Genomic DNA, 19005 nt, shown 5'->3' with positions numbered 1-19005 from the left:
TGTTCACTTTTGGAGGGCACGTCTCTTGTCTCGCATATTGACCCAGCCAAGCGCTGTTGAAGAAGCCTTGGCCGAACACGACGCCAAGATGTTTGGCTCACCCAAGGAGCGGCTGGATTTCTATCGCCGGGAAATCCAATACGAAACCAGCATCCTCGCCAACCGCACCGACGCCTACCTCGCGGCGCAGTCGTTCCTGGTGATCGCTTTCGCCTCGTGCATGGCCAACCTCAATCCGGAGTGGGGCAAGATGTTCACCCTCGTCGTGCCGCCGTTTCTCGCGCTGCTCGGGGTGCTCAGCTCACTGAACGCCTGGCCGGGGATTCGTGCGGCGTACGACATCATCGATCATTGGCACTTCAAACAAAGCCAGTTGCTGCACAGCGAGCCGGTAATGGGCGCGGCGTATGACGAGTCGCCGCTGTTCAGCGAAATGGAATCGAGCCACAAGGGCTATCGCAAGTCGCTGCTGTTCTCGGTGCGCACGCCTTGGATCTTTGCGACGTTCTGGGTGATGTTGGGGGTGTATGCGGTGTTTATTCAAGTGACCAATCCTTGAGGTGGATTGGTCAGGGGGCAGGGGACAGGCGCTGGATTTTGTGGTGTCTGTGAGATCTTACCCCCTCACCCCAGCCCTCCCGAAACGTCGGACCGCCCCCAAGGGGGCGAGGGGGAAAGGGAGCCGATCTTCATGCTTTTCAAAATCTACATTCGGCGCGGTATGCCAGGTCGGTGTAGCACGTGAGAACACCTCGGTCAGTCCCCTCTCCCTCCGGGAGAGGGCTAGGGTGAGGGGCTTTTGACTTTTATTACGCAGTTTCCAGCTCACGCCGCGCAGTTACAGCATTCTGCACCGCCGCCGGAATCGGCGGGAAATCCTCATTCAGCACACACAGATGATCAATCGCATCTTCAAATTTCGCATCGGCTTTCTTGCGCAGTGCCCGGTATTGCTCAAAGCGTTCGAAGTCGGTCGGCGTCTGTTCCAGCAGCGCGTTGGCCGCTCGGTTCAGTTCGTGGGCTTCTTCGAACAGTTGACGATTGCGTTCCAGAGCCAGTGCTCTGCAAGCCTTGATTTGCGCAGGAGTCGAGCATTCGTTCATGACCGTGACCTTGTTTGTGTCGGGGTTCCGTTTAATAGGCTGTTCACCGCAGGGGAACCTAACCTGCCGGGCCGCGCTGATGATTGGCGCGGTTAAAGTTGTGACCCTTGGGTCGCGCCCGGCGATCCATTTTTTTGCAGAAAAATCTTCGATCATTTCCAGCCAAGCGCAGCGGTCGAAGAATCAGCTTTTTCGTTGCTTCAGGCGTTCATAGCGCGCCAGCATCGGTTGTGTGCTGATGCCATGCAGCAGAATGCTCAGGGCCACCACCGACAAAGTGATGTCGGTGCAGACCTTGGCAACGTCTGAATCCAGGCCGTGGTTCAGGGCGAAGAACAGATAGAACAGGCTGCCGATGCCGCGAATGCCAAACCATCCGATCAATAAACGCTGCGGCCCGCTGAGCAGATTGCCCCACGGCATCAGTGCCACGCTCAGCGGGCGAATCAGGCAGAACAGCACCGCGCCGATCCACAACGCCCGCCAGTCCCAGTGCGCTATCAGCACGACGCCGAGCAGGGTCACCAGAAACACTTCCATCGCCCGCTCGACCAGACTGCCGAACGCCAGCATGTCGCCCATCATGATCCCCGCTGCAACCTGGCTGTCTTCCAGTTGCTCGGTATCGCCATGCACGGCGTTCTGCGGTTCGACGTTCTGATGACCGACCACCGGCTGCACCAGATGCTCGGCAGGTGCCTGGGTGATGCCCGTAGATTTGACTTCCTCCTGACGCAGGCCCAGGCCAGCAGCGAAGACCGCAAGAAAGCCGTAGCCGCCAATGGCGTCGGCGACCACGTAGGACAGCGCGATCAGCGCGAGGGTCAGGTAATCGTTGGGGCCGAGGGTGCTGTCCTCGTTGTGAATGCGCAGCAGCAGGGCGATCCGGCCGATGCCACGGCCCATCCAGTAACCGGTGAGCAAACCCGCCGGCACCGCCCACAAAAGGCTGCGAACCACCCAGTGCTGCCACTCGCCGGCGCTACCGTCACCGTGCAGCAACAGCAAACCGAGAATCACGAAAGGGAAGGCCACGCCATCGTTGAGCCCGGCTTCACCGGAGAGGCCGAACCGCACGCTGTCGACGTCCTGCGCATCATTGACCTGCACAAGCGCGGCGAGCACCGGGTCGGTCGGGGCCAGAATCGCGCCGATCAGCAGGGAAGGCCCCCACGGCAATTGCAGGCCCCAGTGCAACAGCAGACACACGCCGATAATGCTCAGAATCATCACCGGCCCGGCCAGACCAAAAGCGATGCGCCAGGTCTTGTTGCCCAGCGGCAGGCGCAATTTCAAACCGCAGACGAACAAGGAAAACAGCACCGCGACTTCCGTCAGATGCTCCATCCACAACGACGATTCTTCCAGCGGCAATTGCAGCAGGTCGAGGCCGCTGGGGCCGATGGCGATGCCCAGCAGCAGGCACACCGCCGAGGTGGTGACCGGCATCCAGCGCAACCATGACGACGTCAGGGCCAGCGTCAGCAGCACAGCGCCGAGCACCGCGACCCATACGCCGAAACTCATGACCGCTCACTGCAGCGAATTTTCAAGGGCAGGCGCACCGGCTCAGCTCACGGTCGTGCGCAGGTACTCGGGGATGAGCACGTTGAACCACAGCAGAATCATCGACACCAGCATGGTCACCAGCACCAGCAGGCCAACGCCCCACACGCACGCCGAATACAGCAGTCCTTGCTCTTTACGCTCATGCATGAAGGTCGGCAGGCCGACGAACAGCAGAAACGTCGAATAGATCGACGCCGCGCCGAGCACCAGAATTGCCAGCCAGCGGCTCGGGTACAGCCCGGCAATCCCGGCGAGGAAAAACGGCGTCACCGTGTAGGCGGCAAAACCGATGCATTGATTGAGCGTTGGCCGCGCATCGAATGAACGCGACATCCAGCGAATAAACCCGCCGATAATCGCGACACCCGCGACGATCGTCACGTACAGCAACACGCTCAGTTGCAAGGCGCTGGCCGTGCTCAGGCGCACGTTTTCACCCACGGCTAGGCTCCAGCCGACCTGGGTGGTGCCGATGAACAGGCACACGGCCGGAATCAGCGCGAGCAGCAGCAGATGCGCGAGGTAGTGGCGGGGATGGGTTTCCTCTTCGCGGCGGATATCGGTCCAGGCGAAGTTGGGTTGGGTGAAGAGTCTGACGAGGGGGGCGGACATGACAACCTCCGGTTTCTGTTGGCCCGTAGGCGCTTACAGGTATGGAGGGATGCCATGCCGCTCGGGTTCAGTTTTTCTGCTGCACGGTTACAGCATCGGTTTGCCGCCGGTCACGCCGTAGCGCTGGCCGGTGATATAGCTGGCTTCGTCGGAGGCCAGCAGCACGTAAATCGGCGCGACTTCCACCGGTTGGCCGGGACGGCCGAGCGGGGTGCTGCCGCCGAAGTTCTGCACTTCTTCATCGGGCATGGTCGAGACGATCAGCGGCGTCCAGATCGGGCCGGGTGCGACGCTGTTGACGCGAATTTCCTTCGGTCCGAGCATCTGCGCCAGGCCACCGGTGAAGTTGGCGATTGCGCCTTTGGTGGTGGCGTAGGCCAGCAGGGTCGGCTTGGGCATGTCCGAGTTGACCGAGCTGGTGTTGATGATCGACGAGCCGGGGCGCATGTGTTTGATCGCCGCCTGGCAGATCCTGAACATGGCCGTGATATTCACGTCGAAGGTCATCACCCATTCGTCATCGGGGATTTCTTCAAAGTTTTCGTGGGTCATCTGGAACGCGGCGTTGTTGACCAGAATGTCGATGCGGCCAAAGCGCTCGACGGTCTTGTCGACCAGCGCTTGGCACTGTGCTTTCTCGGCGATATCGCCCGGCAGCAGGATGCATTGACGCCCGGCCTGCTCGACCCAGCGTGCGGTTTCCTTGGCGTCTTCGTGTTCATTCAAGTACGCCACGGCGACATCGGCGCCTTCACGGGCGAAGGCAATCGCCACTGCGCGACCGATGCCGCTGTCGGCACCAGTGATCAACGCAATCTTGCCGGCGAGGCGGCCGGAACCGACGTAACTCTGCTCGCCGCAGTCTGGATACGGCTCCATCTTGCGTTGCGAGCCGGGCACCGGTTGGGCTTGTTTCGGGAAGGGTGGTTTTGGATAGTCAGTCATCGCAGGGTCTCCTGATTTCAAGGCCAGTGTTCCGGGTTGACCCGGTGGGTTTGCCTTGAGTTCGATCGGATTTGCGCTGGATTTAGTTGGCTATGCAAAACCAATGTGGGAGCGAGCCTGCTCGCGAAAGCGGTCTGTCAGACGATAATTATGTCGACTGACACTGCGCTTTCGCGAGCAGGCTCGCTCCCACAGGGGATCACTTACACAGGGGAATCTCGGGGCAGGATCAGAGATTGCGGTTAGCCAAAGCCCGCTCCATCCGCGCAACCCCTTCTTCCAGCAACGCCCTCGGGCAGCCGAAGTTCAACCGCACAAACTGCTGATGCCGGTCACCAAAATCCAGTCCGGCACTCAGGCCGACCTTGCCCTGTTCGAGGAAGAATCGCTGCGGATCCGGCAGGTCCAGCGCGGTGCAATCGAGCCACGCCAGATACGTGCCCTGCGGCACGTTGATGGTCACGCCCGGCAGGCGCGTGCGCACTGCGTCAACCAGCCAGTCGCGGTTGGCCTGCAGGTAGGTTTTCAATTCCGCGAGCCACGGCGCGGCTTCGCTGTAGGCGACGCGGGTGGCTTCCATGCCCAGCGGGTTGACGCTGTCGACCATGCCGCAGCGAGCGTAGTTGACGCGCTCACGCAGGGCGGCGTCCTGGATGATCATGAACGAGGTCTTGAGGCCGGCAATGTTGTAGGCCTTGCTCGCCGACATCAGGGTGATCGTGCGTTTGGAAATCTCGGGGCTCAGCGATGCGGTGGGAATGTGCACGCGGCCGTCGAAGCACAGTTCGGCGTGAATCTCGTCGGAGATGATCCACGCGCCCTGCGCTGCACAGATATCCGCTACTGCCTGCAACTCTTCGCGATCGAAGACCTTGCCGATCGGGTTGTGCGGGTTGCTCAACAGCAGGGCGCCGCCGCCTTTCAGCGACTCGCGCAGTGCGTCCAGCGGCGTGGCGTAGGTGCCATCGGCCTGGGCGTTGAATTCCAGCTCGACCTTGTTCAGGCCCCAATGCGCCGGCGCATGACGCAGCGGCGGGTAGTTCGGCACTTGCACGACGACATTCTGCTGCGCCTGGACCAAAGCCTTGAGCGCCATGTTGAAGCCGGATTCCACACCCGGCAGGAAGATCAGCTCCTGCGGTTTGACCTGCCATGAATACTTGTTCCACAGGTCGGCGACGATCGCTTCACGCAGGTTGTCCTGGGCCACGCTGTAACCGAGCAGCGGGTGCAGCAGGCGCTGTTGCAAGGCTTCGACGATGACCGGCGGCGCGGCAAAATCCATGTCAGCGACCCACATCGGCAACACATCGGCCGGGTAGCGGCTCCACTTGGTGCTGCCAGTGTGGTGGCGGTCGAACAGCTGATCAAAATCGAAAGTCATGCGCGGTCTCGTCAAGGCGGAGTTGGTTCTGCCGGACATTCTATGCGCAACTCGTTCCCTGTAGGAGTGAGCCTGCTCGCAATAGCGATCTGACTGATCGTTCCCACGCTCCGCGTGGGAATGCAGCCCGGGACGCTCTGCGTCCCAGTGGAACGCGGAGCGTCCCTTGAGGCATTCCCACGCAGAGCGTGGGAACGATCAATACCTCGAGATTGCAGATGAAACACCCGACGGTCGGTTTTCACACAATCGGCAAGGTCTTTGTCTACAGTGAAAAAGTCGGCGCCAAGGCGTCGCAACCGTGATTGTCCAGATAAAGCCCGGCGCAAGTACCGGGTTCCACCTGATCAGGAGTGCACGATGGATCTCAGCCGTCGTCAGTTCTTCAAGGTCGCCGGTATCGGCCTTGCAGGCTCAAGCCTGGGCGCGTTGGGCATGGCCCCGACGGCGGCCTTCGCCGAGCAGGTGCGTCACTTCAAGCTCGCCCACACCCGTGAAACCCGCAACACCTGCCCGTATTGCTCGGTCGGTTGCGGTTTGATCATGTACAGCCAGGGCGATGCCGGCAAGAACGTGGCGCAAAACATCATTCATATCGAAGGCGATTCCGACCACCCGGTCAATCGCGGCACGCTGTGCCCGAAAGGCGCGGGCCTGCTCGACTTCATTCACAGCCCCGGCCGCTTGCAGTACCCGCAAGTGCGCAAGCCCGGCAGCAATGAATGGACGCGTATCGGCTGGGACGAAGCCCTCGATCGCATCGCCGACCTGATGAAGGCCGACCGCGACGCCAACTTCATCGAGAAAAATGCCAACGGGCAAACGGTGAATCGCTGGCTGACCACCGGTTTCCTTGCGGCGTCGGCGGCATCCAACGAAGCCGGCTACATCACCCAGAAGGTGATTCGCAGCCTCGGTCTGCTGGGGTTCGATAACCAGGCGCGTGTCTGACACGGCCCGACGGTGGCAAGTCTTGCCCCGACGTACGGCCGTGGTGCCATGACCAACACCTGGACCGATATCGCCAACGCGAATCTGATCCTGGTAATGGGTGGCAACGCAGCAGAAGCGCATCCGTGCGGCTTCAAATGGGTGACCGAGGCCAAGGCGCATAACGCTGCGCGGCTGATCGTGGTCGATCCGCGTTTTACCCGGACCGCTTCGGTGGCCGACTATTACGCGCCGATCCGCACCGGTACCGACATCGCCTTCATGGGCGGGCTGATCAATTACCTGCTGACCGAGGACAAGATCCAGCACGAGTACGTGCGCAATTACACCGACGTGTCGTTCATCGTCAAAGCCGGTTATGGCTTCGAAGACGGCCTGTTCAGCGGCTATGACGCGGAAAAACGCAGCTACACCGACAAGTCCGGCTGGGGTTATGAATTCGCCGAGGACGGTTTCGTCCGCGTCGACCCGACCCTGCAAGACCCGCGCTGCGTTTATCAACTGATGAAGCAGCATTACAGCCGCTACAACATCGACTTGGCCAGCCAGATCTGCGGCATGCCCGTCGACGCGATGCAGAAAATCTGGGAAGAGATCGCCACCTGCTCGACACCGGGCAAGACCATGACGATTCTTTACGCCCTCGGCTGGACGCAGCACTCGATCGGCGCGCAGATCATCCGCAGCGCGGCGATGGTGCAACTGCTGTTGGGCAACGTCGGCATGCCTGGCGGTGGCGTCAATGCGCTGCGCGGGCACTCGAACATTCAGGGCCTGACCGATCTCGGTCTGCTGTCCAACGCCTTGCCCGGCTACCTCACGCTGCCCAGCGACAGCGAGCAGGATTACGGCCAGTTCATCTTCAAACGCACGCAGGTGCCGCTCAGACCGGGGCAGCTTTCGTATTGGCAGAACTACAGCAAATTCCACGTCAGCCTGATGAAATCCTGGTACGGCGCCAACGCCACCGTCGAGAACAACTGGCTGTTCGACCATTTGCCGAAGCTCGACATTCCCAACTACGACGTGCTGAAGATGTTCGACCTGATGAGCCAGGGCAAGGTCAACGGCTACTTCTGTCAGGGCTTTAATCCGATCGCCGCGTTGCCGGACAAGAACCGCGTGATGGGCGCGTTGGCCAAGCTCAAGTGGTTGGTGGTAATGGACCCGCTGGCCACGGAAACCTCGGAGTTCTGGCAGAACGTCGGGCCGTACAACGACGTGAAAACCGCGGAAATCCAGACCGAAGTCATTCGCCTGCCAACCACCTGTTTTGCCGAGGAGGACGGCTCGCTGGTCAACAGCAGCCGCTGGTTGCAATGGCACTGGAAGGGCGCCGATGGCCCGGGCGAAGCGCAGACCGACATCCGCATCATGAGCGAACTGTTCCTGCGCCTGCGCCAGCGTTATCAGACCGAAGGCGGCAAGTTTCCTGATCCGCTGCTGAAACTGTCGTGGCCGTACAAGATCCCCGACGAGCCTTCGCCGGAAGAACTGGCGCGGGAGATCAACGGCACCGCCGTCAGCGATTTCACCGATGCCGGCGGCGTCACGGTCAAGGCCGGTACGCAACTGGCCGGCTTCGGTTTGCTCAAGGATGACGGCAGCACCGCGTCCGGTTGCTGGATTTTCGCCGGCAGCTGGACCGAGGCCGGTAACCAGATGGCCCGGCGCGATAACGCCGACCCGTTCGGCATGCACCAGCATCAGGGCTGGGCGTGGGCGTGGCCGGCCAATCGGCGGATTCTCTACAACCGTGCCTCGTCGGACCCGGCGGGCAAACCGTGGAACCCGAAAAAGAGGCTGGTGTGGTGGAACGGCAAGGCCTGGACCGGCACCGACGTCCCTGACTACAAGGCCGACGTGCCGCCGGAAGCCGGGATGAACCCGTTCATCATGAACCCCGAAGGCGTCGCGCGGTTCTTCGCCGTCGACAAGATGAACGAAGGGCCATTCCCTGAGCACTACGAGCCGTTCGAAACGCCGATCGGCATCAACCCGCTGCACCCGCAGAACAAGAAGGCCACCAGCAACCCGGCGGCGCGGATCTTTGATTCGGTCTGGGAAACCCTCGGCGAAGCCAAGGACTTCCCTTACGCCGGCACCAGTTACCGGCTCACCGAGCATTTCCACTTCTGGAGCAAGCACTGCAAGTTGAACGCGATCGCTCAGCCCGAGCAGTTCGTGGAAATCGGCGAGGTGCTGGCGAACGAGAAGGGCATCGCTGCCGGTGATCGCGTGCGGGTCAGCTGCAAGCGCGGCTTTATCGAAGCGGTGGCGGTGGTGACCAAACGTATCCGGCCGCTGCAGGTCAACGGCCAGGTCGTGCATCAGATCGGCATCCCGCTGCACTGGGGTTTCACCGGCCTGACGCGTCACGGTTACCTGACCAACACCCTGGTGCCGTTCCTCGGCGATGGCAACACTCAGACCCCGGAATCCAAGTCATTCCTGGTCAACGTGGAGAAACTGTAAATGGCCAGCCAAGACATCATTGCCCGCTCGGCCACCACCACCGTGCCGCCGTCGGTGAGGACCCAGCAGGGCGTTGCCAAGCTGATCGACACCACCAAATGCATTGGTTGCAAGGCCTGCCAGGTCGCCTGCTCGGAATGGAACGAGCTGCGCGACGAGGTCGGCCACAACCACGGCACCTACGACAATCCGCAGGATCTGACGGCGGATTCGTGGACGCTGATGCGCTTCACCGAGCACGAAACCGACGCCGGCAACCTCGAATGGCTGATCCGCAAGGACGGCTGCATGCATTGCGCCGAGCCCGGTTGTCTGGCCGCGTGCCCGAGCCCCGGGGCGATCATTCAGCACGCCAACGGCATCGTCGATTTCGATCAGGACCACTGCATCGGTTGTGGCTATTGCATCACCGGTTGCCCGTTCAACATCCCGCGCATTTCGCAGAAGGATCACAAGGCCTACAAATGCACGCTGTGTTCCGATCGGGTCGCGGTAGGCCTGGAGCCGGCCTGCGTGAAAACCTGCCCGACCGGCGCGATCGTCTTCGGCACCAAGGAAGATATGAAAGAACACGCCGCTGAACGCATCGTCGACCTGAAAAGCCGTGGCTTTGAAAACGCTGGTTTGTACGACCCGGCAGGCGTTGGTGGCACCCACGTGATGTACGTGCTGCATCACGCCGATACGCCGAAAATCTATGCAGGTTTGCCGGATCATCCGGCGATCAGTCCGCTGGTGGGTTTGTGGAAAGGCATCAGCAAACCCCTCGGCCTGCTGGCGATGGGTGCGGCGGTGCTGGCCGGGTTCTTCCACTACGTGCGCATCGGGCCGAATCGCGTCGAGGAGGACCAGCATCCGACGCCACCCGACACCTCAGTGCACGTGGTCGACCCGGCGGTGCATACCTTCGATCCACGCGGGGAGGAGCGGCCATGAGCAACAAGACGATCCTGCGTTACAGCGCCAACCAGCGCACCAATCACTGGCTGGTGGCGATTCTGTTTTTCATGGCCGGGTTGTCCGGGCTGGCGTTGTTTCATCCGTCGCTGTTCTGGCTGAGCAACCTGTTCGGCGGCGGCACCTGGACGCGGATTCTGCACCCGTACATGGGCATCGCCATGTTCGTGCTGTTCCTCGGCCTGGTGTTCAGCTTCTGGCGCACCAACTTTTTCATCGCCAATGACCGCCAGTGGCTGCGGCGGATCAACCGGGTGATGGTCAACGACGAAGAAAGCGTGCCGCCGGTGGGCAAATACAACGCCGGGCAGAAGTTGCTGTTCTGGACTTTACTGCTGTGCATGTTGGGGTTGCTGTTCACCGGGCTGGTGATCTGGCGCGCGTGGTTCAGCGCGTATTTCGGCATCACCACGATCCGCTGGGCCATGCTGTTGCATGCACTGGCCGGGTTCGTGCTGGTGCTGAGCATCATCGTGCACATCTACGCTGGTTTGTGGATCAAGGGTTCGGTCGACGCCATGTTGCATGGCTGGGTCAGCCGGCCGTGGGCGAAGAAACACCATGCACTGTGGTACCGCGAGGTGACCCGCGACGAACAGCCTCGGGACCTGCCCGAGCGACCGCTGACGAAAAAGGGCTGACTTTTGCCAAGCATTCTTGAACCTGGGGAAATCGAGGCGGCGGCCAGTTCGCCGCCGTATCTGTATCTGCCGCCGCGTGACCTGTTTGCCCTGCGCGCCGAGCGCCTTGAGCGTCTGGCCGAGGGCAATGGGTTGGCGGATTATCTGCGGCTGATGGCCGGATTGTGCCGGGCGCAGCAGCAGGTCTTCGACGATCCGCCGCTCACCGCGCCGTTTGATGCGCAGCGTTTCGAAGCCTGTCAGCAGCACGGTCTGCCGCCGTTCGCCGCAGACACCTTGGTGCGCGAGGATGCCTGGCAGCCGTGGCTCGACGCCTTGCTGCAGCGCTATGTGCCAGCGGATCAGCCAGCGGTGATCGACGCGCTGGATACTCTGCGCGCCGCAGGTCCCGGTCAGTTGCGCGCGTGGGCGGTGGCGCTGGTCAGTGGGCAATATTCGCTGGTGCCGGCGGCGCTGGTGCCGTTTCTCGGCGCGGCGCTGCAAACCGCCTGGAGCCACTGGCTGCTCAGCGTGCCGCAGCTGCAACTCAAACCCGGTGACAGCCTCAGCCAATGCCCGGCCTGTGGTTCACCGGCCATGGCCGGGGTGATTCGCCATCGCGGCAAGCACAACGGTTTGCGTTATCTGGTGTGTTCGCTGTGCGCCTGCGAATGGCACGTGGTGCGGGTCAAGTGCGTGTATTGCGAGCAGAGCAAAGGCCTCGAGTACCTGAGCCAGGAAGACGATCGGCACAGCGCCGAACAGGCCCCGCTGCGCGCCGAAGTCTGCCCGAGCTGCAACAGCTACCTGAAATTGCTCTACCTGGAGGACGACGCCGAAGCCGAAGCGTTGTCGGCAGATCTCGGCAGTTTGCTGCTGGACATGCGCCTGGCCCAGGACGGCTATCAACGTCTGGCGCCCAATCTGCTGCTGGCGCCGGGAGACGACTGACCAGCGCAAAATTGTGGGAGAGGGGTGTGCTCCCACAGGTCTATGTGCCGAATCACAAAGCCCGGTCAGCCCCCGATTTCCCTGTGGGAGCGAGCCTGCTCGCGAAGGCGTCAGGTAAGCCACATCCACATTGACTGACACACCGCTTTCGCGAGCAGGCTCGCTCCCACAGGTTTTTGTGGTGACCAACAATGTTCATTCCACCCCGAATCCCTGTGGGAGCTGGCTTGTGTGCCGAATCACAAAGCCCGGTCAGCCCGGATTTCTCTGTGGGAGCGAGCCTGCTCGCGAAGGCGTCAGGTCAGCCACATCCACACCAACTGACACACCGCATTCGCGAGCAGGCTCGCTCCCACAGGTTTTTGTGGTGACCAACAATGTTCATTCCACCCCGAATCCCTGTGGGCCGAATCACAAAGCCCGGTCAGCCCCGGATTTCTCTGTGGGAGCGAGCTTGCTCGCGAAGGCGTCAGGTCAGCCACCTCCACATTGACTGACACACCGCATTCGCGAGCAGGCTCGCTCCCACAGGTTTTTTGGTGACCAACAATGTTCATTCCACCCCGAATCACTGTGGGAGCTGGCTTGCCAGCGATTGGTCAGCACATCCACCACCTTCTTTGAATGACCCACCGCAATCGCTGGCAAGCCAGCCACAGATTTGTGTGCCGAATCACAAAGCCCGGTCAGCCCCCGATTTCCCTGTGGGAGCGAGCCTGCTCGCGAAGGCGTCAGGTCAGCCACATCCACATTGACTGACACACCGCATTCGCGAGCAGGCTCGCTCCCACAGGTTTTTTGTGGTGACCAACAATGTTCATTCCGCCCCGAATCCATGTGGGAGCTGGCTTGCCGGCGATTCGCTTGGCACATCCACCACCTTCTTTGACTGACCCACCGCAATCGCTGGGAAGCCAGCTCCCACAGATTTGTGTGCCGAATCACAAAGCCCCGTCAGCCCCCGATTTCTCTGTGGGAGCGAGCTTGCTCGCGAAGGCGTCAGGTCAGCCACCTCCACATTGACTGACTTACCGCTTTCGCGAGCAAGCTAGCTCCGGCAGTGCGTCTACACTTCTGAAACCCTTTCGGAGCAAGCTTGCTCCCAAAAGGGATTGTTTCAGTGAAATCAGGAGTGGCTGATGTCTTCCAGCGTTGCCCTGCGGTTGCCGTCTATTGATGGGTTGTTGCGTCATCCGGCGTGCGCGCCGTTGGCCGAGCGTTATGGCCGGGATTCTTTGCTGACGGGTCTGCGTCAGTTGCTCGATGAGCTGCGGCCCGGCGTGTTGAGCGGGCAATTGGCGGCGGTGGAAATCGGCCCCGAAGTGCTCGCCGGCCGCGTCGGCGAACGCTTGGCGCAACAGCAGCGCAGCCAGGTGCGCCGGGTATTCAACCTGACCGGCACGGTGCTGCACACCAATCTCGGCCGCGCCTTGCTGCCCGAAGAAGCCATCGAAGCGGTGCAATTGGCCGCACGCTATCCGCTCAATCTCGAGTTCGATCTGTCCAGCGGCAAGCGCGGTGATCGGGACGATCTGATCGAAGGCCTGATCCGCGAACTGACCGGCGCCGAAGCCGTCACCGTGGTCAACAACAATGCCGCTGCCGTGCTGCTGACCCTCAACAGCCTCGGCGCGCGCAAGGAAGGCATCATCTCGCGCGGTGAGCTGATCGAAATCGGCGGCGCCTTCCGCATCCCCGACATCATGGCCCGCGCCGGCGTGCGCCTGCATGAAGTCGGCACCACCAACCGCACCCATGCCAGGGATTACCAAGCGGCAATCGGCCCGCGCAGCGGTTTGATCATGCGCGTGCATGCCAGCAACTACAGCATCGAAGGCTTCACCGCGCGGGTGCCGACTGCGGAGCTTGCCGAGTTGGCGCACGCTTATGGCTTGCCGTTGCTGGAAGATCTGGGCAGCGGCAGTCTGCTCGACCTGACGCGCTGGGGGCTGCCGGCGGAACCGACGGTGCGGCAGGCCTTGCTCGATGGCGCTGACATCGTCACCTTCAGCGGCGACAAATTGCTCGGTGGGCCGCAGGCCGGATTGATTGTCGGGCGCAAAGAAATGATCGCGAAGATCAAGAAAAACCCATTGAAACGTGCGCTGCGGGTCGACAAGTTGACCCTGGCCGCGCTGGAAGCGGTGCTCAGCCTGTATCGCGACCCTGATCGCCTCGCCGAGCGCCTGCCGAGCCTGCGCCTGCTGACTCGGCCGCAAGCCGAGATCTTCGCCCAAGCGGCGCGTTTGCAACCGCTGCTCGCTGATGTGCTGGGCGAGGTCTGGCAGGTCAGTGCAGTCGAGGCGTTGGGCATGATCGGCAGCGGCAGCCAACCGGTGGCGCGTCTGCCGAGTGCAGCGCTGTGTTGTCGCCCGCAAGTGTCCAAGCGCTGGCGCGGGCGCTATCTGCTCAATCTTGAAGCGGCGTTGCGCGGATTGCCGATCCCTGTGCTTGGGCGAATCGGCGACGATGCGCTGTGGCTCGATCTGCGTCAGCTCGACGATGAGCCAGCGTGGCTGGCGCAGTTGGCGCAATTGCAGGTCGACCGGTGATCGTCGGCACGGCGGGGCACATCGACCACGGCAAGACTTCGCTGTTGCAGGCGCTGACGGGGCAAACCGGCGACCGCCGCCCGCAGGAGCGCGAACGCGGCATGACCATCGACCTCGGTTATCTCTACGCCGAACTCGCAGCGGGCGCCGGGCTGACCGGATTCATCGACGTGCCCGGCCACGAAAAATTCACCCACAACATGCTCGCTGGTGCGCAGGGCATCGATCTGGTGTTGCTGGTGGTCGCGGCGGATGACGGGGTGATGCCGCAGACCCGCGAGCACCTGGCGATCGTCGAGCTGCTCGGCATCCCCCGCGCGCTGGTGGCGATCACTAAATGCGACCGGGCGGGAGCGGGCAGGGTGGAAGAGGTGCAGCGTCAGGTGCTCGACCTGCTCGCGCCCGGGCCATTCGCGGATGCGCCGATTTTTACCGTGTCGAGCGTGAACGGGCAGGGCGTCGATGAGTTGCGCACGGCGTTATTGCAGGCGCACAACGAGGTGAAGGGACGCGGTTGTGAGGGCGGCTTTCGTCTGGCGATCGATCGGGCATTCAGCGTTCCCGGTGCGGGGATCGTGGTCACGGGCACAGCTTTGTCGGGCACGGTTGCGGTGGGCGACAAACTTGTCTTGGGGCCTGCGGGCAAATCGGTGCGCATCCGGGGCCTGCACGCGCAAAACCAGGCCGCCGAACAGGCCTTCGCCGGCCAACGCGTGGCATTGAACCTCAGCGGCGATCGTCTGGAACTGGCGCAGCTCCACCGTGGCCAATGGCTGCTGGCGGACTGGCTGCACGCCCCGACCCAGCGCATCGACATCGACTTTCAGCTGTTGCCCGGCGAGCGCACCTTTGAACACTTTCACCCGGTGCACTTGCACCTTGGCACCCAGGACGTGATCGCCCGCGTCGCCTTGTTGCAAGGCCCGCGCCTGAGCCCCGGCGAGCGCATGTTCGCGCAACTGCTGATCAACGCGCCGGTGCAAGCGGTGAAGGGTGATCGGCTGATCCTGCGCGACTCCAGCGCCCAGCGCACCCTCGGCGGCGGCGTCGTTCTCGACCCGTTCGCCCCGGCCCGCCAACGCCGCAGCCCGGAACGCCTCGCGCAACTGCAAACCCTCGCTCTCAGCGTCAGCCTTGAACAAGCCCTTCCGGCACTGCTCAACCACAGCCCCGGCGGCCTCGACCCGCAACGGCTCGAACGCCAGTTCAACCGCCCGCGCGCGCAGTGGACGCTGGCGGAAAACATCCGCCTGATCGACACCCGCCAAGGCCCGCTGCTGTTCAACGTGCAGCGCTGGGGCCAGTTGAAATTCACCTTGCTCGAACAACTGGCGCGATTCCACGAACAGGAACCCGACCAGATGGGCCCGGACCGCGATCGCCTGCGCCGCTTCAGCGCGCTGGCACTGGAACGTTCGACGTTCATCAGCCTGCTCAACGAACTGCTGGGCGCCGGCTCCATCCTCGCCAGCGGCCCCTGGCTGCACCTGCCCGACCATCAGGTGCGCCTGAATGCCGACGATGAAATCCTCTGGCAGCAATTACAGCCGCTGTTTGAACAGGCGGGTTTTGACCCGCCGTGGGTGCGCGACGCGGCGAAAATGCTCGGCGAAGACGACGCCAGTGTTCGCCTGCTGCTGCGCAAACTCGCACGCCTGGGCCTGATGCACCAGGTGGTGCGCGACCTGTTCATCAGCGACATCGTCTTGCGGCAAATGGCGGCGCTGCTGCTGAAACTCGCCGAAGAAAATCCAGCGATTGAGGTGACAACTTTCCGTGATGCGCTAGGCTTGGGACGCAAACGCTGTATTCAGTATCTGGAATATTTCGACCGACTCGGCCTGACCCGCCGCCTCGGCGAATCCCGCCAGATCCGCCCCGACAACGCGCTGGCCAACGCCTGCGCACCCTGAGTTCAGGAAGACAATCGCGCCCGGTGGCGCGGCCGGGCTTCAAACCCGGTTGGGGACGGCATCCGTTCCCGGGCAGGTTCGACTCCGGCTGTCTTCCGCCAGTCTCCCAAAAGCAAAGATCGCAGCCTTCGGCAGCTTCTACATCGATTTGTAGGAGCTGCCGAAGGCTGCGATCTTTTGGTTCTGAGTGCCGAAGAAACGTGGTCTGGCCCCTTTACGTCCTCAACGGCGCTCCGCGTTTGGCTCTGGAAGGGACGCGGAGGTCCCCGGGTTAATTCCTTTGCTGCGATTGGGAACATTCAACACTAAACCGCAATCACTGAGATTCTAGAGATTGTGTGGTTGCCGACATAAATCCGGGTGCCGTCCGCACTTATGGCGATACCGTACGGGTTGCTTCCGCCAGAGATAGTCTCCGAGACTTCATTCGTGGTCGTGTCAATCACCGAAACAGTATGGCTATCATAATTGCTGACAAATATGCGCTTACCGTCCGGGCTGGCAGCGAGCCAGTACGGAAGTTTCCCGACCGGGATGTGCGTCAGCACCTGATCCGTCTCAGTGTCGATCACCGAGACCGTTTGGCTAGCATGATTACTGACATAAATGCGAGTACCAGCCTCGTTGATCAAGATTCCGCACGGCCTGCTTCCGACAGGGATGCTTACCAGGATTTGATTCGTCGTCGCATCGATCACCGAGACCGTGCCGTTATCGTAGTTACTGACGTAAATGCGGGTACCGTTTGGACTGATCGCGATCCCGTATGGACCTTTCCCGGTAGAGATGTTCCTCAGGACTTGATCTGTCGCGGTATCAATCACCGAGACCGTGTGGCTACCAAAATTGCTGACATAAGCCAGGGTACCGTCCGGGCTGAAAGCGATCCCCCTCGTGTAGGTCCCACATTTGATGTTCTTCAGGACTTGATTCGTCGCCGTATCAATCACCGAGACCGTTCCGGGATCATAGTTGCAGACATAAGCGCGGGTACCGTCCTGGCTGACTGCAACCCATCTAGGACCGTTCCCGACCCGGATGTGCTTCAGGACTAGATTCGTTGCCGTATCAATCACAGAGACCGTATGGCTGCCAGAGTTGCTGACATAAGCGCGGGTGCCGTCCGGGCTGACAGCGATCCCGTCCGAACCACCCCCGACCGCAATGGAACCGACCGGCCCCAAACTCGTAATGGTAACGTTTGCAGTGTCGACCTGTGCACCGCTGCTGACGCTCAAAGTGTAGGGGCCGGGCACATTCGTGCCTTTGACGTCGCTGATGCTCACCCTGCCGACAGCATCGGTGACGAATTCGCGCTGCCCACTGCCGCCATCGGCGTACGTGAAGTCAGCCGGCAGCGTCAAACTCAGGTGCCCCCCGGGAATCGGCGCGTCACTGCTGGTGGAAAGGAGCAGTTCAATAGGCTTGAGCCGGCCTGCCGGCGCAATGGTATAGAGCGGGTTGGTGAAGCTAGGCACGCCGAACTGTTTTGTGCTGATCGAATAAACGCGTACAGGGAAGATGACCACATTAATGGTATCCAGCGACGCCTTGAGCACCACTTTCAACTCGCTGTCATGCGCCAGATCTTTGAAATAGCTATAAGGCGCGGTGACCGTGTAATAACCCTGATCCAGCCAAGCCTGATCCACGGTGTTTTTGTCTATTGTCAGTAAAACGCTGTTGTGTTGAGTACCGTCGGTTTTCTCGCCTTGCAGCTCTAACCCGACGGGTTGACCAACGGCGCCGAGGGGCCAGATGTTGGTGCGAATCGAGGCGCCGTTGACCAAAGCGGTAATGTCCAGCTCCGGTCCTTCGCCGTTGTTCGGCGCCTCAGTGATCCAAGATTTTTCCAGCGCGCTTTGCGGCAGCTGCGATACCGCCAGGGTACGCGGTGGAGAGGGTACCGGGTCATTGTCACCCCGAATCACTATGTAGCTCACTGTCACCGATTTCTCGAGGTTGAACGCCACTACAGATTTCAGCAATGGAACCTGCTGCGGCCCGACTGTTGTCACCGGCCAGGGTTCGGCGGTTTGCGAACCGCCTTCCGGTGTGCCTTCTGCTCCGGTCCAGGTCACGATGATTTTGTCACCGACCATCATCCCCAAGTAATCCACCAACGCCGTAAGGCCGGTCTGAGTGTTCAAAGGATTCAGGCTGGTGTCGTTCGGCGCTTCCTCGATGCGTGGGGCGCTCAAATCGAGTGCCAAGACCGTGTAGGCGCGTATCGGAAAAGTGACCACATTTACGGTATCCAGCGACGCCTTGAACACCACCTTTAACTCGCTGTCATGCGCCAGCTCTTTGAGATAGCTATAAGGCGCGTTAACCGTGTGATAACCCTGGTTCAGCCAAGCCTGATGCACCGCGTTTTTGTCTTCCGACATTAAAACGATGTCGTGGGGAGTACCGTCGGCTTTCTGGCCTTGCAGTTCCAGCCTGACGGGCTGGCCAAAGGCGCCGAGGGGCCAGATGTTGGTACGAACCGAGGCGCCGTTGACCAATGCCGTGATGTCCAGTTCCGGCCCTTCTCCGTTGTTCGGTGCCTCGGTGATCGAGGATTTTTCCAGCGCGCTCACCGGCAATGGCAACACCGTCAGGGTATGCGGTGGAGAGGGCACCGTTTCCCTGTCACCCCGAATTACGACGTAACTCACCGTTACTGGTTTATCGAGGTTGAAGGCCACCAGTGTTTGCAGCAGTGGGATCTGCTGCAGTCCGACCGTTGTCACCGGCCACGGTTGGGTGGTGTGCGAGCCGTCTGCTGGTGCGCCTTCGGCTGCGGCCCATGTCACGGTGATTTCGTCACCGACTTGCATACCCACATAATCCACCAAAGCCGTGAGGCTGGTTTGGGCATCCAAGGGATTCAGACTGGTATCGTTCGACGCTTCCTTGATCTTCGGCTCCTTCAAATCCAATGCCACCCCGACACTGAACTCCAGCGGCTCGGCGTAACTGGTCCCGCCT

At 61.4% G+C, this 19005-nt stretch carries 13 protein-coding genes and 1 tRNA gene; 8 read left to right on the top strand and 6 right to left on the bottom strand.

Going from position 1 to position 19005, the window contains the following annotated elements:
- Positions 1–25 precede the first annotated feature (25 nt).
- Positions 26–559, top strand: coding sequence for a hypothetical protein (locus OK411_RS15705; RefSeq protein ID WP_016774826.1), 534 nt, complete (start codon positions 26–28; stop codon positions 557–559).
- 250 nt (positions 560–809) lie between these two features.
- Here OK411_RS15705 and OK411_RS15700 read toward each other — a convergent pair whose 3' ends face one another.
- From OK411_RS15700 to OK411_RS15680, 5 genes are all read right to left on the bottom strand, one after another.
- Positions 810–1259: a hypothetical protein gene (locus OK411_RS15700; RefSeq protein WP_241196164.1), complete on the bottom strand. Its 450-nt coding sequence runs from the start codon at positions 1257–1259 to the stop codon at positions 810–812.
- A 27-nt stretch (positions 1260–1286) separates the two neighbouring features.
- Positions 1287–2630: a cation:proton antiporter gene (locus OK411_RS15695; RefSeq protein ID WP_136492651.1), complete on the bottom strand. Its 1344-nt coding sequence runs from the start codon at positions 2628–2630 to the stop codon at positions 1287–1289.
- 42 nt (positions 2631–2672) lie between these two features.
- Positions 2673–3284, bottom strand: coding sequence for a Yip1 family protein (locus OK411_RS15690; protein WP_016774823.1), 612 nt, complete (start codon positions 3282–3284; stop codon positions 2673–2675).
- 87 nt (positions 3285–3371) lie between these two features.
- A complete protein-coding gene (locus OK411_RS15685) occupies positions 3372–4229 on the bottom strand; it encodes a glucose 1-dehydrogenase (RefSeq protein ID WP_016774822.1) in 858 nt (285 codons plus the stop codon).
- 229 nt (positions 4230–4458) lie between these two features.
- On the bottom strand, positions 4459–5613 hold the full coding sequence (locus OK411_RS15680; RefSeq protein ID WP_264365321.1) for a MalY/PatB family protein: 1155 nt from the start codon (positions 5611–5613) through the stop codon (positions 4459–4461).
- A gap of 360 nt (positions 5614–5973) precedes the next feature.
- Here OK411_RS15680 and fdnG point away from each other — a divergent pair, with 360 nt between their 5' ends.
- The 7 genes from fdnG to OK411_RS15645 all read left to right on the top strand — a co-directional run bounded on the left by fdnG (position 5974) and on the right by OK411_RS15645 (position 16133).
- Positions 5974–9039 carry a formate dehydrogenase-N subunit alpha gene (gene fdnG / locus OK411_RS15675; protein ID WP_136492653.1) on the top strand — a complete coding sequence of 1022 codons (3066 nt, stop codon included), beginning with the start codon at positions 5974–5976 and terminating at the stop codon, positions 9037–9039.
- Positions 9040–9975, top strand: a complete 936-nt coding sequence (gene fdxH, locus OK411_RS15670) for a formate dehydrogenase subunit beta (protein WP_110600475.1) — start codon at positions 9040–9042, stop codon at positions 9973–9975.
- The gene (locus tag OK411_RS15665; RefSeq protein ID WP_264365320.1) at positions 9972–10637 is read left to right on the top strand and encodes a formate dehydrogenase subunit gamma; all 666 of its coding nucleotides are present in this window, start codon (positions 9972–9974) and stop codon (positions 10635–10637) included. The genes fdxH and OK411_RS15665 overlap by 4 nt, the downstream gene beginning before the upstream one ends.
- Positions 10638–10640: 3 nt before the next feature.
- The gene (gene fdhE / locus OK411_RS15660; protein WP_264365319.1) at positions 10641–11567 is read left to right on the top strand and encodes a formate dehydrogenase accessory protein FdhE; all 927 of its coding nucleotides are present in this window, start codon (positions 10641–10643) and stop codon (positions 11565–11567) included.
- A gap of 1139 nt (positions 11568–12706) precedes the next feature.
- The gene (gene selA, locus OK411_RS15655; protein ID WP_264365318.1) at positions 12707–14119 is read left to right on the top strand and encodes an L-seryl-tRNA(Sec) selenium transferase; all 1413 of its coding nucleotides are present in this window, start codon (positions 12707–12709) and stop codon (positions 14117–14119) included.
- Complete coding sequence (selB, locus tag OK411_RS15650; protein WP_264365324.1) at positions 14116–16032, top strand: selenocysteine-specific translation elongation factor; 1917 nt, start codon at positions 14116–14118, stop codon at positions 16030–16032. The genes selA and selB overlap by 4 nt, the downstream gene beginning before the upstream one ends.
- A gap of 5 nt (positions 16033–16037) precedes the next feature.
- Positions 16038–16133 (top strand) — tRNA-Sec (locus OK411_RS15645).
- A 204-nt stretch (positions 16134–16337) separates the two neighbouring features.
- On the opposite strand, the gene OK411_RS15640 is transcribed toward OK411_RS15645, so the two are convergent.
- On the bottom strand, positions 16338–19005 hold a 2668-nt coding region (locus OK411_RS15640), incomplete at its 5' end, for a beta-propeller fold lactonase family protein (RefSeq protein ID WP_264365317.1).

This window comes from Pseudomonas sp. RG1, from assembly GCF_025910115.1.
Classification (GTDB): domain Bacteria; phylum Pseudomonadota; class Gammaproteobacteria; order Pseudomonadales; family Pseudomonadaceae; genus Aquipseudomonas; species Aquipseudomonas atacamensis.
The sequence above is the reverse complement of the archived record's forward strand: the minus strand, read 5'-3'. Positions and strand labels throughout refer to the sequence as shown.

What these genes read in the sequence shown, in the direction of transcription:
- OK411_RS15685 (WP_016774822.1), bottom strand. Translation starts at nt 4,229, where the DNA reads ATGACTGACTATCCAAAACCACCCTTCCCGAAACAAGCCCAACCGGTG.
- OK411_RS15700 (WP_241196164.1), bottom strand. Translation starts at nt 1,259, where the DNA reads ATGATCGAAGATTTTTCTGCAAAAAAATGGATCGCCGGGCGCGACCCA.
- OK411_RS15690 (WP_016774823.1), bottom strand. Translation starts at nt 3,284, where the DNA reads ATGTCCGCCCCCCTCGTCAGACTCTTCACCCAACCCAACTTCGCCTGG.
- OK411_RS15695 (WP_136492651.1), bottom strand. Translation starts at nt 2,630, where the DNA reads ATGAGTTTCGGCGTATGGGTCGCGGTGCTCGGCGCTGTGCTGCTGACG.
- selA (WP_264365318.1), top strand. Translation starts at nt 12,707, where the DNA reads ATGTCTTCCAGCGTTGCCCTGCGGTTGCCGTCTATTGATGGGTTGTTG.
- OK411_RS15665 (WP_264365320.1), top strand. Translation starts at nt 9,972, where the DNA reads ATGAGCAACAAGACGATCCTGCGTTACAGCGCCAACCAGCGCACCAAT.
- OK411_RS15680 (WP_264365321.1), bottom strand. Translation starts at nt 5,613, where the DNA reads ATGACTTTCGATTTTGATCAGCTGTTCGACCGCCACCACACTGGCAGC.
- fdxH (WP_110600475.1), top strand. Translation starts at nt 9,040, where the DNA reads ATGGCCAGCCAAGACATCATTGCCCGCTCGGCCACCACCACCGTGCCG.